Raw genomic sequence first — 15,384 nt, 5'->3', positions numbered from 1 at the left:
GTCTCCTTATTCGGCAGCCACAGCCAGGGGCTGCAACATGCCAGCGGATGTCGGCTTGGGGGGCTTTTCGACGTCACCGGCGGCGACCGCTCCACAACCGATCTGCACCTTGACGTCGTTGAGGTGACCGTGGGTCTGGACAATGGCGCGACGCGCCTCGGTCAATTTGAGAATGACGTCCGCCGCAGAGTCAAGCGCATCCTGGCCGACCACGGCCGACAATCGCGCTTCCATGCGCATCCGGCTTAGCTCGCTTATGAGCGTCGCCGACTGACATAGCGCCAACTCGATGGCATTTTCCGCGTTGAACAGTTGTTCGGTGCCGTAACGCACCATATCCGCTCTTTTCATCGTGATAACCCTAACTGCTGAGAACCGCCGACTGGCGTGCTCACCAGCCGAAGTAGTGTGTAATCTGCTGAATAACGCCGAGGGTCCCCAGGGTGAGTGACAAGATGACCGCCATGAGGATGATGGACCCCACGGCCGTCGCCAGAACCAGCAACAGCCACATCGGAAGCGACAACGCTTTCAGCCGAAGAATGAACCCCGTTTCCGCCCTTACGCCGACTCGTCCTGCGTCAGCCACGCCGTCGCTGAGACCATAGTGAAGATGGCTTTCTCCGGCCCGTAGCTGCGGTTCAGTTGCCGGACCGAATCCAGGGTATCCGTAATCTGTTCCAGCTTCTCGGGTGAAGCGAGCATCCGCCAGGCCATCTCCAGCTCGTGATAGGTGATGATCAGGTAGTCGTCGTTGGGAAGGAATGTTTGGCTCATATTGTGACTGTGACAGGTCATCGGGTGAAGTGGCGACTGGCCCCGGCGTATACCCTTCGCCGGGTATAGCTCCACCGGTTTCGTATTCGACCAGAAGCATAGCCGCCTTGCGCGTGGTGGTAACGCCGAGATGGCGTCGCGCCGTTGCAGCATGGTCTTTCACTGTCGGAACGCTTATCTTCAGGAGCCGGGCAATCTCCTTCTCCTGATGGTGGCGCGCAATCAGACGCAGAACTTCCTTCTGGCGTTCGGTTAATGCGCCTATTCCCGTTGGCCTGCCGCTCAAAACCTGTCCCCCGCACCCCGTTGCATGTCGACCTGATCAAACAGTAACCTCGCGCCCCCTGATTGTCATTAACCATTTTGCCAGCGGCGTGACAAGAAAGTGGATCAAAGCTCAGGCGTTTTCTGTAGCCAACAGAACGGCGTTCCGGTAAACTCTTAACCCAACCTTAATTTTGTAGATTCCGCGCCTGGCGTCCAATTTCGGTGCGGCCCCCGCGTTACAACTGCGACCTTGCGTCAAAGTAGCCTGTCATTTTTCCGGATACGCGGCGATGCCGCGCCCACGCCCGCCCGACCATAATTCAAGGAAAAGACCATGCCTTCACTTTTTGTCGATCATTCCGGCCGCACCGGCGGTGTCGCCAACGCCATCGATCTCAATGGCAGCCCAGCATCACGAATCTACGATGGCAAGATCCATAGCAGCCTCCTGCCGTCGCTTGATGACAGCCCTTTCCGCGTGATCACCACCGCTCCCGCCTTGACGCTTGAGAGTCTGGGCACGCCCACTATCGCCGCCATCGTCGACCAATCCCAAAAGCTGGTGACTGGCCATGGCGGACTGCGCAACAGCCCCGGCGACGATGTCTTCACCTACAACAATCCAACGGGCTACATCTATGTCGAAGGCGGCGCCGGCAAGGATACGCTGAACGTCAATGCCGCCGCGCAGCTTGTGGGGGTTACCAGCACCTTGTACAACAATGGCGGCGTCGACTTCTATGGCGACCTTTACCACGACACAAACCGTGTTCAGTATAATGGTATCGAGAAAATCAACTACACGATGGGCCTGGGGAACGACACGCTCATCATGGACGGAGGCCCTCTCGCCGCGTCGAACACCAATGTTGCCGTAAATGCGGGCGGTGGCGTGAATACGTTGAACGCCAATCTGGGGGTCGTTTCCACCAACATAGTTATGACCAATGCGTCTCTGACCACCAGCCGGTTGTCGCTAAAGAACTTCACCACCTACAATGTCACCTTCGGCAGCGGCAATGACAGCGTCACTCTGAACAATACGGGCGGCCAGAATCTGGTCCTCGGCAATGGTAATGACAGCGTCACCTTCAACGGCGCCCTGGGTTACCAGTATGTCGCCATGGGGGCGGGCCAGGACAGCCTGACGGTGAACAATTCCGCGCAGACGGTCGCGGTCACCAGCACCTTGTACAACAACGGCGGCGTTGACTTTTATGGCGACCTCTACAATGACGCCGGCAATCGCACGCAATATAACGCCGTTGAGAACCTGACCTACTCTATGGGCTCAGGCAGCGATACCCTGATCCTCGACGCCGGTCCGTTGGCGGTTGCGGCCAACACCGTCTATGTCGACGCCGGCGCCGGAGGCAACCACCTGTCGGCGAACCTGGGGGTCATCACCACCGACATCGTCCTGAACAACGCCTCCCTGACGACGAGCCGCCTGAGCCTACTGGGCTTCGTCAGTTATGGCGTGACCTTCGGCAGCGGCAATGACAGCGTAACCCTGACCGAAACCGCCGGACAGGATCTGCGCCTGGGCGCCGGCAACGATAGCGTGACCCTGAATGGCGCCCATGGTTATCAGTACGTCGAACTGGCCGGCGGGTTCGATACCCTGTCGGTCGACAACTCAACCCAGACGGCGGGTGTGTCGAGCACCGTTTATAACGACAGTGGTGCACGCTTCTACGGCGACCTGTACAATGATGGCGGCAACCGCACGCAATACAACGGGACAGAGGTGCTCGTCTACCGGATGGGGACAGGCGATGACGCGTTCACCTTCGACGGCGGCCCCCTCGCGACCTTGGCCAACAGCGCCGATATCGACGCCGGTGCCGGAACAGACAGCCTGACCACAGCCAATCTGTCGGTTATCACAACCGACATCACCGTGCTCAACAACAGCCTCACGGCCGATCGTTTGGCGCTCAATGGCTTCGAAATCTACGGCAATATCTATATGGGCAGCGGCAATGACAGCGTGACGGTCGCCGGCGCCAACAACCAGAGCTGGCGCATGGCGGGCGGCAACGACACCGTCACCCTGACCAGCGCTGCGGGCTACCAGTACGTCGAAGCCGGAGGCGGTGACGACAGCCTCAGCATCGACAATCACACCGTGACCGCCAATATCGGCCACACCATCTATAGCGACGCAGGCATCCGTTTTTACGGCGATATCTATAACGACACTAATCGCACCCAGTACAACGGCACAGAAAACCTGAGCGTCATCGCCGGCTCTGGCAATGAGAACCTGACCCTGGACGGCACACCTCTGCTCAACAGCAATACCAGCATTGCCTTCGATGCCAGCGCCGGCATCGACAGCCTCAGCGCCAATCTGAGCGCCCTGACGGCCGACATCGTCCTCAATGAAACCTCGCTGACCAGTACCCGCCTCAGCCTGCTCAGTTTTGAATACTTCAATGTGACGCTCGGCAGTGGCAATGACACCGTCACACGCACGACCGCGACGAGTGAACAGTTCCGGCTGGCGGGCGGCGACGATGCCATCACCCTAAACGACGCCATGGGATATCAGTATGTCGAGGGCGGCGGTGGCTACGATTTCCTGACGGTGCGCAATAACAGCCAGGATGCCGGCGTTACCAGCAACATCTACAATGATGGCGGCGCGCGTTTCTATGGCGACCTCTACAACGAAGGCAGTAACCGCACCCAGTTCAACGGCATGGAGCGCATTGCCTACACCATGGGGCGCGGCGACGATATCATGAACGTCGACGGCAATGCCCTGGCCACAGCCGGCAACCGGTTGAACCTGTCGGGCGGTACGGGGATCGACCATCTGAACCTGAACCTGAGCGGCCTGTCGGGCCTGAACCTGGTCTGGTCCGGTGTGACCCTGACGATCGGCGTCAACACCTTCGCGTCGTTCGAAAGCCTCAACGTGACGCTGGCGGGCGGCAGCCTGTACCGAATCCTGGGCAGCGGCAACGATAGTTACGCCGGCAGCAGCAGCGACGATTCTATCGACGGCGGCGCCGGCAATGACACGCTGAACGGCCAGGCTGGCTTCGATATCGTTAGCTACGCCAGCGCACCGGGCTCTGTTTCGGTCAGCCTGGCGCTTCAGGGCGCGGCCCAGGCGACCGGTAACGGCAACGACCTTCTGACAAATTTCGAAGGAATCCTGGGTTCGGCATTTAATGACAGCCTGACCGGCGACAATAATGCCAACCGCCTGGACGGCAATACCGGTAACGATACCCTGACCGGCGGCCTGGGCAACGACACCTATGTCGTCAGCGCCGTCACGGACCTCATCGTCGAAGCCCTCGGCGAAGGCAGCGACACGGTTGAGTCCAATCTCGCCAGCTACACCTTGGGCGCGAACCTCGAAAATCTGACCTTGATCGGAACTGCCGTGATAAATGGCACGGGCAATGCGTTGAACAACGTCCTGACCGGCAACAGTGCCAACAACATCCTGAGCGGCGGACTGGGCGACGACACCTATATCGTCCAGAACAGCGGCGACAATGTTGTTGAAGGCGCGGGCCAGGGCAACGACGTTATCCTTTCGTCGGCCAGCTACGACCTGACCGGGCGCGTCGTCGAGCTCCTGACCCTGACCGGTTCGGCCGATATCAACGCCACCGGTAACGGGAGCGCCAATGCCCTGAACGGCAATGGCGGCAACAACCGGCTGGACGGCGGCGCCGGAAGCGATACCTTGACGGGCGGACTGGGCAACGACACCTATGTCGTCAACGCCGTGAGCGACGTCATTGTCGAGACCGCCGCGGCGGGCACCGATACGGTTGAATCGTCGATTACCTACACTCTGGGAGCCGATCTTGAAAACCTGACCCTCACGGGGGCCGCGGTGATCAACGGCATCGGCAATGCGCTCGACAACGTGCTGACCGGCAATTCCGCCAACAACGTCCTGTCGGGCCTTGGCGGCAACGACAGCTACTACGTCCAGAGCCAGAGTGACAGCGTCGTCGAGTCGGCGGGCGGCGGCATTGATGTCGTCTACTCGGCGGTGACGCGCAACTTCCTGGGTACCCAGGTGGAAAACCTGGTCCTGACCGGTTCGGCCAATGTCGACGGCAGCGGCAACGAACTGGCCAACCGGCTGGTCGGCAACAGTGGCAACAACGTGCTGACTGGCCTGGCCGGCAATGACACCTATGTCGTCCAGAACGTCGGCGACACGACCGTCGAAGCCGTCGCCGGAGGCACCGATACCGTCGAGACCGCCCTGACCTGGACCCTGGCCGCCAATGTGGAAAACCTGCTGCTGACCGGCGCAGCCGCGGTCAACGGTACAGGCAATGGCCTCGACAACGTCCTGACCGGCAACGATGGCAACAACGTCCTGTCGGGCCTGGCCGGCAACGACACCTATTACATCCAGAACAGCGGCGACAATGTTGTCGAAGCCAATGGCGCGGGCACCGACACCATTATCTCGACCGTGACCTACTCCCTTGCTGGCCGCTTTATCGAATTCCTCACCCTGGCCGGCGCTGCCAATCTCGACGCCACCGGCAACGGCAATGCCAATACCTTGACCGGTAATAGCGGCGTGAACATCCTCACCGGCCTGGGCGGCCACGACAGCCTGGACGGCGATGCCGGTGCCGACACGATGATCGGCGGCACCGGTAACGATACCTATGTCGTCGACAATGCCGGCGATGTGGTCACTGAACTGGCCAGCGAAGGCATTGACCTTGTCATGACCGCTCTGGGCCACAGCCTGGTGGCCAATGTCGAGAACCTGACCCTGACGGGGTCAGCCGCGGTTAATGGCAACGGCAATGCGTTCAACAACGTCCTTACCGGCAATTTCGGCATCAATGTTCTGACCGGCGGCCTGGGCAATGACACCTACTATGTTCAGAACACAACAGATGACGTCGTCGAGGCCAACGGCGAGGGCACGGATGTCATCTATTCGACCGTAACCTACAGCCTTAGCGGACGCTATGCCGAGGCCATTTTCCTGACGGGATCGGCTAATGTCAACGCCACGGGCAACAGCCAGGCCAACAGCCTGACCGGTAACAGTGGCAACAACACCCTCAATGGCAAGGGGGGAACGGACATCCTGGCCGGTGGCCTGGGCAGCGACCTGTTCCTGTTCGAAACCGCCAGCGGGGCTGACACCATCAGCGACTTTTCGGCGGTGCAGAACGACACGATCAACATTAACGCCTATACGGGCGGGGTCGCCAACAACGCCCTCGTCACCCAGTCCGGCGGAAATGTGCTGATCACGCTGGGCGGTGGCAACCTCATTACCGTCAACAGTGCCACGATTGCCGACGTGCTGGCTCACATCGTCTGGTAGGGAGATAAGGCTGCGCCATGGCTTGCCTGGTGGAATCTTACGTGAGATAGAGCGGCATGGACGGACCTTCCGCTGACATTCCCCAAGCCACCATGGCGGGCCTGAAAGCTCTGCTTGACGGTATTTTCCAGGATGGTGACGACCTGATTATTGACGGATCCCTGCGCAAGGAGATTGGTCCGTTCGTCAGCCAGACCTCGACCGATCCGGTATCGCCGGAACAGCTGGCCGACCGTTTCAGTCGCTCCCACCAGGCGCTGTACGGCGAGGCGCCCAGTGTGCTCGACTACGGCTGCGGCACCGGCGCCTATCGCGGCATGCTGGAGGGGATGGGGTATGTCTGGCGGGGCGTCAACTATCTCGAAGGCATGGCCGAAGGCGCGCGTCCGGCGGCTCAGGCCAATAGCGATATCGACTTTTATGACGGCCTTCACCTGCCCTATGACGAAGCCAGTTTCGACGCTGTCTTTTCGTTCCAGGTTTTCGAACACGTCCGCGACCTCGATGCCGCCTTCACCGAAATCGCCCGGGTGTTAAAGCCCAACGGTGTCCTGTTTGGCGCTGTCAGCTATCTGGAACAGTTCCACGACTATTCGACTTACAATTTCACGCCTCTGGGCCTGAAGGCTTCGGCCCTTAAGGCCGGCCTGCGGCTGGAGGAACTCCATGCCGCCTACGACGTGTTTTCATGGATGTTCCACCGGCTACGCACCATGACCACGGCGCGCCACGACCTGCAGGGCCTGATTCGGCGCGACAACTTCTTCCACCACCAATGCGTTGCTTATGGCCAAAAGCTGGGACGTCCGGTGAGCGACATTAACCTCCTGAAGCTGATGCTTTGCCCGCACATTACCTTCCTGATAAGGAAGCCCGACCAGACGAGAGCGTAACCGGGAAACGCGGGCATCACGTTTCGGAGAAACGGCGCGACGCATCAGGAGCCTGGATCAGGCTTTTCCAAAACCTTGCAAACTGCGACCACAACCACATCCTAAACTTGGACCGTCCCCGCTACTTTGGGGTGAGCCGCGTTCCTGGCCGGCGAACAATTACGGAGAGATTTTTATGGGTGAACCTCAAGTCGGATGGCTGCTGGCCATCATCATTGGTGCGTTGGCCGGTTGGATAGCCGAAATGATCATGAAGTCCAATCAGGGGCTTTTGATGAACATAATCCTGGGTATTGTCGGCTCCATCATTGCCAACGTCCTGTTTGCCATGCTCGGCATCTCGTTTGGCGGTGTTATCGGCTATCTGATTGCTGGTGTTGCTGGCGCCTGCCTGCTGATTGCTGTGGCCCGCATGCTTCGCCGCGGTCCAAGCGCCGTCTAAAGCGGAAAGTGGCGTCCACCTTATCGGATCGCGCTCCAGCACTTGACCAGCGCTATCGTAACAAGAGCGGCGGAAGCAATTCCGCCGCTTTTTGCATGACCATTTTCCCTTAAGCATTTGTGTTGTAGGGTGTCGCGCTTGCGGCCCGGTTTTTGCTGGGTTACAGGCGAAAGGCGGACTCTGTCGCAAAACGCGGCAGGTGCGCAGCAAGCAGGGTTGGCGCCCGGCAGAAGGTCATAGGCGAGATTTAGGCGCATGTTTTGGGAAACCCCACAGGATCTGGCCACCTTTCTGGGCGTGGTCGCTGCCGTTCTGCTGTTACTGTCCATTGTCGGCGGAGTCATTGCCTCGCTGAAGACCTTCCAGGTGCGCCAGTTCCAGGACCTTTTGTTCAAGGCCGAACGCAAGATCGACACCTTGGAACGACGCATGTTTAACGTTCTCAATGCCGTTCCCGTCGCCCTCGTCGAAACCGATACAACCGGAAAATTCACGTTTGCCAACAAGGCGGCGCATCAGCTTCTGGGCCGCAAAGACGCCGAACTGATTGGCCTTCGCTTTCATGCCGCCACCTGGGGTATCGCCTTTCCTGACGGCCGGGCCGTGCCAGCCGATCTGATGCCCATCGCGCGATCCCTGCGCGGCCAGACAGTCAAGGGCTTCCAGCATCTGTTGACCAATTATGGCGGCCACGACAAGGTCCTGGTATCGGTGACCTCCATGCCGATCATGAACAGCGCCGGCGAGATCATTGGCTCGACCTCGGCCATGGTCGAGATAGAAACCTGGTCTGGCGAAGGCGTCGAGGACCTCACCGGCGCGTGGCGCGGCCACTGGTTCTCGGCTGCCACCGTGCCCTTCTGGGGACTCGATGCCCAAGGCACCGTTCTGGATGTCAACAGTGCCGCACTTGACGCCTTCGAGTTGAAGCGTGAACAGGTGGTCGGCAAGAACTGGGCACAGATTTTCGTTGCCGACGGAGATTTCCAGTCAGCGCTCGACTATCTCGGCGACATTCAGGATGACACCGATACCGGCGAGGCGTCGGTGCCGCTAAAGCTCAAGGCGCTCACCGGCGAAACCCATCCCTGTTCAGTCACGGGCTGGGTGGTGCGTACCCACGAGGGTGGCCCCAATGGTCTGACCGTCATGGCGCTGCCGGTGGAAGAAGCTGTGGTGACGCCGGTACCGCCGGCGGCAGCGGTTCTTGACGCAGACCAACTGCAGGAGCTGGAAGATTTCCGCAGCGGCGAGCGCGCCCTGGCGGCGCTGGGCATCGGCGTGTGGCAGTACGACCCGGAGGCCGATACCATTGTCGAAGATGCCGGTATGCGCGCCCTGATTGGCCGTGACATGCCAGGCGGACCGACCCTGATTTCCGAGGACGACCAGGTCAAGGCCGACAATGCCTTCAGCCGGCTCAAGTCGGGCGAGGACGATATTCTTGAACTCGACATCCGGGTAGCTCGCAAAAGTGGCGATGGCCGCTGGATTACCCTGAAGGGCCAGGCGACCGTCGAAGGTGGCGAACGTCAGATCTACGGTATCGCCTATGATTCGACCGAGTGGAAACAGGCCATCGCTGAGGGACAGACTCTGGCAAAAGCCGAGCCTGCCGTTAGCGAAGCCGATCTTACCGCCGCTCGCCAGGCCGCACGCGATGTAGCCCTGGCCGAACTGGACGTCGCCCGACAACAGGCGCGCCAGGCCGGCCGCGCCGAGGCCCTGGCCGAAATGGAGGCCGCGCGCGCCGCTGCCGCTGATCCGGGCGAAGTCTATGCCTGGCACAGCATCAGTCAAGCCGCTGGTGAACCGGTCATTGTTCACGAACCCGATCCCGCCGTCGTGGCCGAAAATGCAGGGCTTAAGGCCGAAATCGCCACGCTCCGGGCCGAGTTGGAAACCCTGCGCAACCTGCCGGCGCCGAAACCTGTCATCGTACGTGAAGCCGACACGGCCGTCATCTCGCAGAACGAGGTGCTGAAGGCGCAACTGGCCGTGCTAAATGACGAAGTCGTCTCCCTGCGCAACACCCCGGCGCCACCACCAGTGATCGAAGCCGATCCGCGCGTCGTCGCCGAAAACGCTATGCTGAAAAACCGCCTGGAGGAACTCGAAGCCGAGATCGAGGCCACGGCTGCGGCCCGCGACGCCGTCCAGGAAGAGCTTGACTCTGTCCTGTCGCAGCCCCTGCCCGAGCCCGACTACAGCGTCCATGAAACTCGCATCGCTGAACTGCGGCAACAAACTGAAGCCGCACGTGCGCGTTATGACGACCTGGCCCAACGCTACCACGTCTTGTCCACGGCACCGGATCCGGAGCCCGACTTCAGCGCTCACGAATCACGCATCGCCGAGCTTGAGGCGGAGGTGGAGCAGGCCCTCGCCGACATGGCCGCGGCTACGCAAGAGGCCGAGGCTCTCAAAGCTCGGCCAGAGCCCGATTATAAGCAGTACGAGGCGCGCATTGCCGACCTGAGCGACGAGTTGGAGGAGGTCCGCGACGCCCACGAAGTGCTGCGGTCGCGCTATGCCGACCTGGCCGCTACGCCGACACCACAACCGGACTATACCAACTACGAGAACCGACTGGCCGCCGCCAATAACGAACTGGCCAAATGGCAGGCCGCTCATCGCGACCTTCAGGGGCGCCTGGATGAGCTGACCGCCGTCCTGAACGCATCCCAGACCGAAATGGCCGGGATGCAGGTTCGCGTCGACCAGATGAACGCCGCCCTAAACAATGCCCAGCGCTTCGAGACTGTAGGCCGTCTGACCGGCGACGTCGCCCAGGATTTTGCCCAGATGCTTCAGGTGGTCAATGGCGCGCTCGACGTCATGGCGCGGACAACGGAAAGCCCGGAAAGCGTGCGCCGCCTGGCTGAGGCCGCGCTGATCGCTGGCCGGCGCGGCGAGCGCCTGACGCGTCAGCTTCAAGCCTTCCAGAGCGAAGAATTCTAACTGCACATAGGTTCCGTTTCGGCGTGCGCCGTGGCAAGGTCGCGACATGTCCCGTTTTTTCACGCTCAAACCCGAGGATATGCGTCTGTGGTCATTGGTCACCGCCACTGTGCGACCGCACCGGGCTTCGCGCATTACACCGGGCGAGCCCGAGCCGAAGACTGAAACCGAAACCGTCCAGGTCCCTGGCATGGCCCAACCCATGGTGGCGCAAAAGCCTAAGCCCGTACCGGCGACACCTTTCCAACTGGGACAGATCGCCAGGGCTGAGCCTGCTTTCCGTTTCATCGTCAGCGACAGCTTTTCACCCGATCCGATCGAGCCGCGGCGCAAACGCCGGCTGAGCCGCGAGCGCGACCCGATCGAGGCGCGGCTGGATCTGCATGGCATGAACAGCCTGGCTGCCGAGGCGCGATTGAAGGCCTTCGTGCAGCAGGCCTATGCCAACGACTATCGCGCGGTGCTGGTGATCACTGGCAAGGGGATGGCAGAAAACGGTATCCTGAAGCGTAATGCGCCGGAATGGCTGGCCGATCCGGCGTTAGGGCATATCGTGGCCGGTATTTCCCTGGCCCACGCCCGCCATGGCGGCTCCGGCGCGCTATATGTGGCGCTGAAACGAAGAAGTTGAAAATACGAACTTATCCTCCACCGCTTGCGGGGGAGGTGTCGAGCAAGCGAGCCCTCCTATGGGCGAAGCGCGTCGAGACGGAGGGGGCGTTACAAACTCAGAATTCTGCGCTTCTGGCTCCCCCTCCGCTTCGACGCGCTTCGCTCGCTCAGCACCTCCCCCGCTAGCGGTGGAGGATACGATAAAATCGTTTGTAGCTGAGAAGCTTCGCCTCAAATCAGTCCGTGTTTTTGCGCCAGTTCCCGCAGCGATACCTTGGGCCGTGGGCCGTAATGGTCGATGACTTCCGAAGCCGCCAAGGACCCCAGACGGCCACACACATCCATCGGCAGGCCATGCGTCAGGCCGAACATGACGCCGGCCGCATACTGATCGCCGGCGCCGGTGGTATCGACCACCGCTGCCGCCGGATAGGTCGGGATGGTGTGGATCTCGTCCTGGCGGGCACACACCGAACCCTTTTCCGAGCGGGTGATAAAGGCCAGGTCGACCTTGGTGCGCAGGTAGCGCAGCGCCTTGTCGAAATCGTCGGTCTGAAACAGCGACATCAACTCATGCTCATTCGCGAAGACCAGGTCCACATTGCGGGCGATAAAGGCCAGCAGATCGTCACGCCAGCGGTCGACGACAAACGTGTCCGACAGGGTGATCGCCGTCTTGCGGCCATTGGTGCGGGCGATCTGAGCCGCACGGGCAAAGGCTTCCCTGCCGGATGGGGTATCGAACAGATAACCTTCGAGATAGACGATCTGTGACGCCTTGATCAGCTCGGGATCGACGTCATTGGGTCCGACCATGGCGGCGGCGCCGAGGAAGGTCGCCATGGTGCGCTGGCCGTCGGCCGTAACATTGATCAGGCAGCGGCCGGTATGGGTCGGATCGTCGTGCAGCACCTGCGTATTGAAGGTGACGCTCATCTTCTTCAGGTCGCGCGAAAAAACCTCGCCCAGGGCATCGTGCGCCACCTTGCCGATATAGGCGCATTTGGCGCCGAACGACGCCGCGCCGGCGATGGTGTTGCCCGCCGACCCGCCCGACGCCATTTCGCTGTCGGCCATGGCCTCGCTGAGGCTGACAGCGCGGTGCTGGTCGATCAGGGTCATGGCGCCCTTGTGCAGGTCATGCGCCTTGAGAAAGGCGTCGTCGGCGGGCGCCAAGACGTCGACAATGGCGTGGCCGACGGCGGTGATATCGTAGGTCAGGGTCATAGGCGCGAGCTTCAGTATTTCCGGTTGCGATGGCCTACCCTAATGGTGAATAAGGAAGCGATGAGCAAGTCTTTATTGATACTTACGCCGAACCCTGACCATCCGTCGCACCACGGCCGTTGGCCCTATGTGCTCGACGCCTATCGCGAGGCTCTGGCCGGCCTTGACGCCGAGATTTTCGACCAGCCATGGTCGGAGCCGGTCACGCAGGACTATGACCTGATCGTGCCTTTGGTGGCCTGGGGTTATCATAATGATCCGGACGGTTTCCGCGCCGCTATCCAGCGCCTGGCCGACGACAAACGCCGCGTGTTCAATCCGCCGGAGATCGTGGCGTGGAATGTCGACAAACGCTATCTGCGCGACCTGGCCGAGGCCGGGGTGCGGATCATCCCAACCTTGTTCGTCGAGCAGTTGACCGAAGATGATATCGCCCGCGCCCGCGCCGATTTCGGCGACGCGCTTGTTCTGAAACCCGTGGTCTCGGCCGGGGCAAAAAACACCGTGGTCTGGCAAGGCGATGCTGCGCTTTCGGGGGAACCGGACGTCGAAGGCAAGGTTGCCGCGCCGCCGGAGGGTGCGGCCATGATCCAGCCTTTCATGGCTTCGATCCAGACCGAAGGCGAATGGTCGCTTCTCTATTTTGCCGGCGCGTTTTCGCATGCGGTGCTGAAGACGCCGAAATCGGGCGATTTCCGCTCGCAGCCGGACTACGACGCGCGTTTGCAACTGAAATGGCCGCCGGTCGAAGCCTCCGACCTGGCGGAAGCGGCTTTGGACTTTATCGGCCGCGACCGGTTGCTGTATGCGCGGGTGGATATGGTGCGCGATGCGGAGGGGCGGTTCTGCCTGATGGAACTGGAACTGATCGAGCCGGACCTGTACCTGACCTACGACCTGGAAGCGTCGATGCGATTCAAGGACGCGGTCGAACTGGCCATGCATGTTGGCTGCAAGTGCCACGCGCTCTAGACTCTGCGAGTATTGGCTTTCTCGTTTGGATACCTAACCTAAAGCGAACCATGCTTCGTCGCCAGGTAGTATTTCACAACCATCATGGTGCAAATATCGCTTGATAAGTGGACGGGCTGGGCGTTAACTCGCCGCTTTCCAGTCCGGACGTGTGCGGCATGGCGGAATTTGTTCCCGATGTTATGGCCTCGAAGGCCTCCCAAATCGCTCAAGTGTTGTTTGTGGAGGACAGCACCGAAGAAATTCGCCTCGTCACGGCACTGCTCAATCGTGCGCGTGTACAGTTCGACGGACATTGGGTGACATCGGCCGAGGACGCCTTGAAGTTCCTGCGCCACGAGCCGGGCTTCGAAGCAGCGCCGCGCCCGGACCTGATCTTTCTCGACCTCAACCTGCCGAAGATTCAAGGGGGTGGCTTTCTGAAAACATTGGCCGGTGTGCCCGGGTTAATGACCATTCCCGTTGTGGTGCTGTCAGGGTCGGACTTGGCGGACGATATCGTCCAGGCACGGCAGCAAGGCGTTGTGCACTACCTGGTCAAGCCATTGAACTATGAAAAGCTGTGTGAAGCGGTGGCGCGGGTCAGGTCGCTGAAGCTGGTGGCCAGAGGGGATGAGTTGATCCTGTGTGCCGAGGATTTGTGGCAGGTATGAGGTCACTGCGAGGATTTGTGGCAGGTATGAGGTCACTGCGTAGATGGCAAATGCGGACGTTTACGCATAGCCTCTCAGGCTCGCCGCCCCGCGCCGATCGCCCACGCTTCGCTCGGCTCTCGTCCTCTCCCCTCAAAGCGGATGGGAGGGGGAATTTATGCAGTTCCTTCAGAAGCTTAACGTAATCTTCAACCGCTCTTGACGCTGACGCCATCTCATGATTAGTTAGTTAGATAATTAGCTAAATGATAGGGGTTGTTATGGCGGGGTTCGAGAACATGTCACGCATAGCGCAAGGCAGCGGTGATGCCGTCTCCGGCCGGGTGGTCTATGCCCCTGTCAAGTCGCTGTTTCTTATCGCCATGTACGCTGCCGCGATCTGGGGCCTGATCGCTTATCTACGCCTTGACACCGTACTGCTGTTCGCCGTCAAGACCATTGCTGTCCTTCTGCTGGGCCATTCGGTCGGCATGCACCGCCGGCTGATCCACAAGAGCTTCGATTGTCCCAAATGGCTGGAGCGCACGCTTGTCTATTTCGGTGTCCTGGTCGGTTTGGGCGGGCCATTTGCCATGATCCGCACCCACGACCAGCGCGACTGGGCTCAGCGCCAGCCGGATTGCCATCCCTATTTCGGTCATCGACGCCCGCCCCTGATCGATGCCTGGTGGCAGATGCACTGCGAGCTCAGGCTTGACCGGGCGCCGGACCTGCGCATTGAGGACGAGGTTTTGAACGATCCGTTTTACCGCTTTATCGACCGCCACTGGATCGCCGTTCATTTGCCGTGGGTAGTGGTGTTCGGGCTGATCGGTGGCTGGGCCTGGGTCGTGTGGGGCGTCTGCGCCCAGATTGCCGTCACGGTCACCGGCCACTGGCTGATCGGCTGGTTTGCCCATCAGCCGCACGACGAAACCTGGCAGGTGCGCGGCGCCGGCGTCCAGGGCCGCAATGTCCCGCTTACCGGGCTGCTGACCATGGGCGAAGGCTGGCACAACAACCACCATGCCTTTCCGGATTCAGCGCGGATAGGTCTGTACGAAGGCCAGAGCGATCCCGGCTATGTCCTGATAAAGGCTCTGGAATCCGCCGGTCTGGTCACGAAGGTTCGACTGCCCGAGGACCTGGCGTGGCGGCCGCAATTGCACTGGATGGACGGCGACCGACCGCTGCGCCTGCCCGACCGCAAGCCCTGCAAGCTGATGGGCTTGATCGGCCGGATGTGCGGGCTTCGAACTT

The 15,384-nt window shown here is 60.6% G+C and carries 12 protein-coding genes and 1 pseudogene; 8 read left to right on the top strand and 5 right to left on the bottom strand.

The features are described 5' to 3' along the window. Nucleotides 1-6: 6 nt before the first annotated feature. The 4 genes and pseudogenes from ABAC402_RS35270 to ABAC402_RS41265 all read right to left on the bottom strand — a co-directional run. The gene (locus tag ABAC402_RS35270) at nucleotides 7-351 is read right to left on the bottom strand and encodes a hypothetical protein (RefSeq protein WP_031235863.1); all 345 of its coding nucleotides are present in this window, start codon (nucleotides 349-351) and stop codon (nucleotides 7-9) included. 40 nt (nucleotides 352-391) lie between these two features. Continuing rightward, nucleotides 392-526 carry a hypothetical protein gene (locus tag ABAC402_RS41140; protein WP_255346316.1) on the bottom strand — a complete coding sequence of 45 codons (135 nt, stop codon included), beginning with the start codon at nucleotides 524-526 and terminating at the stop codon, nucleotides 392-394. Nucleotides 527-561: 35 nt separating this feature from the next. After that, the gene (locus tag ABAC402_RS40955) at nucleotides 562-777 is read right to left on the bottom strand and encodes a hypothetical protein (protein WP_023450588.1); all 216 of its coding nucleotides are present in this window, start codon (nucleotides 775-777) and stop codon (nucleotides 562-564) included. A 106-nt stretch (nucleotides 778-883) separates the two neighbouring features. Beyond that, nucleotides 884-1,063, bottom strand: a pseudogene (locus ABAC402_RS41265) (response regulator transcription factor); the annotation flags it as partial. 315 nt (nucleotides 1,064-1,378) lie between these two features. Between ABAC402_RS41265 and ABAC402_RS39385 the strand changes: the two are divergent. The 5 genes from ABAC402_RS39385 (at nucleotide 1,379) to ABAC402_RS35240 (ending at nucleotide 11,312) form a co-directional block, all read left to right on the top strand. After that, entirely contained in the window at nucleotides 1,379-6,385 is a 5,007-nt protein-coding gene (locus ABAC402_RS39385; RefSeq protein WP_023450586.1) for a calcium-binding protein, read from the top strand. A 56-nt stretch (nucleotides 6,386-6,441) separates the two neighbouring features. Beyond that, nucleotides 6,442-7,278 carry a class I SAM-dependent methyltransferase gene (locus ABAC402_RS39380; protein WP_023450585.1) on the top strand — a complete coding sequence of 279 codons (837 nt, stop codon included), beginning with the start codon at nucleotides 6,442-6,444 and terminating at the stop codon, nucleotides 7,276-7,278. Between the two features lie 175 nt (nucleotides 7,279-7,453). Further along, nucleotides 7,454-7,720, top strand: a complete 267-nt coding sequence (locus tag ABAC402_RS35250) for a GlsB/YeaQ/YmgE family stress response membrane protein (protein ID WP_023450584.1) — start codon at nucleotides 7,454-7,456, stop codon at nucleotides 7,718-7,720. A 255-nt stretch (nucleotides 7,721-7,975) separates the two neighbouring features. Beyond that, nucleotides 7,976-10,681, top strand: coding sequence for a PAS domain S-box protein (locus ABAC402_RS35245; RefSeq protein ID WP_023450583.1), 2,706 nt, complete (start codon nucleotides 7,976-7,978; stop codon nucleotides 10,679-10,681). 46 nt (nucleotides 10,682-10,727) lie between these two features. Beyond that, the gene (locus ABAC402_RS35240; protein WP_023450582.1) at nucleotides 10,728-11,312 is read left to right on the top strand and encodes a Smr/MutS family protein; all 585 of its coding nucleotides are present in this window, start codon (nucleotides 10,728-10,730) and stop codon (nucleotides 11,310-11,312) included. Nucleotides 11,313-11,524: 212 nt separating this feature from the next. Here the strand turns inward: ABAC402_RS35240 and ABAC402_RS35235 are convergent, their stop codons facing one another. Beyond that, a complete protein-coding gene (locus ABAC402_RS35235) occupies nucleotides 11,525-12,520 on the bottom strand; it encodes an adenosine kinase (protein WP_023450581.1) in 996 nt (331 codons plus the stop codon). A 60-nt stretch (nucleotides 12,521-12,580) separates the two neighbouring features. Between ABAC402_RS35235 and ABAC402_RS35230 the strand changes: the two genes are divergently transcribed. The 3 genes from ABAC402_RS35230 to ABAC402_RS35220 form a co-directional block, all read left to right on the top strand. Beyond that, nucleotides 12,581-13,492, top strand: coding sequence for a RimK family alpha-L-glutamate ligase (locus ABAC402_RS35230; protein ID WP_235079989.1), 912 nt, complete (start codon nucleotides 12,581-12,583; stop codon nucleotides 13,490-13,492). A 158-nt stretch (nucleotides 13,493-13,650) separates the two neighbouring features. Next, on the top strand, nucleotides 13,651-14,145 hold the full coding sequence (locus ABAC402_RS35225; protein ID WP_155847443.1) for a response regulator: 495 nt from the start codon (nucleotides 13,651-13,653) through the stop codon (nucleotides 14,143-14,145). Nucleotides 14,146-14,405: 260 nt separating this feature from the next. Continuing rightward, the coding region (locus tag ABAC402_RS35220) for an acyl-CoA desaturase (protein ID WP_162148532.1) at nucleotides 14,406-15,384 on the top strand (979 nt) is incomplete at its 3' end.

Source organism: Asticcacaulis sp. AC402 (assembly GCF_000495835.1).
Classification (GTDB): domain Bacteria; phylum Pseudomonadota; class Alphaproteobacteria; order Caulobacterales; family Caulobacteraceae; genus Asticcacaulis.
Note: the sequence above shows the minus strand (reverse complement) of the source record. Positions and strands in the feature narration are given on the sequence as shown.

Excerpts from the sequence above, each read along its gene's own strand:
- ABAC402_RS39380 (WP_023450585.1), top strand. The coding sequence starts at position 6,442 with ATGGACGGACCTTCCGCTGACATTCCCCAAGCCACCATGGCGGGCCTG.
- ABAC402_RS35225 (WP_155847443.1), top strand. The coding sequence starts at position 13,651 with ATGGCGGAATTTGTTCCCGATGTTATGGCCTCGAAGGCCTCCCAAATC.
- ABAC402_RS39385 (WP_023450586.1), top strand. The coding sequence starts at position 1,379 with ATGCCTTCACTTTTTGTCGATCATTCCGGCCGCACCGGCGGTGTCGCC.
- ABAC402_RS35270 (WP_031235863.1), bottom strand. The coding sequence starts at position 351 with ATGAAAAGAGCGGATATGGTGCGTTACGGCACCGAACAACTGTTCAAC.
- ABAC402_RS35245 (WP_023450583.1), top strand. The coding sequence starts at position 7,976 with ATGTTTTGGGAAACCCCACAGGATCTGGCCACCTTTCTGGGCGTGGTC.
- ABAC402_RS40955 (WP_023450588.1), bottom strand. The coding sequence starts at position 777 with ATGAGCCAAACATTCCTTCCCAACGACGACTACCTGATCATCACCTAT.
- ABAC402_RS35230 (WP_235079989.1), top strand. The coding sequence starts at position 12,581 with ATGAGCAAGTCTTTATTGATACTTACGCCGAACCCTGACCATCCGTCG.
- ABAC402_RS35240 (WP_023450582.1), top strand. The coding sequence starts at position 10,728 with ATGTCCCGTTTTTTCACGCTCAAACCCGAGGATATGCGTCTGTGGTCA.
- ABAC402_RS35235 (WP_023450581.1), bottom strand. The coding sequence starts at position 12,520 with ATGACCCTGACCTACGATATCACCGCCGTCGGCCACGCCATTGTCGAC.
- ABAC402_RS35250 (WP_023450584.1), top strand. The coding sequence starts at position 7,454 with ATGGGTGAACCTCAAGTCGGATGGCTGCTGGCCATCATCATTGGTGCG.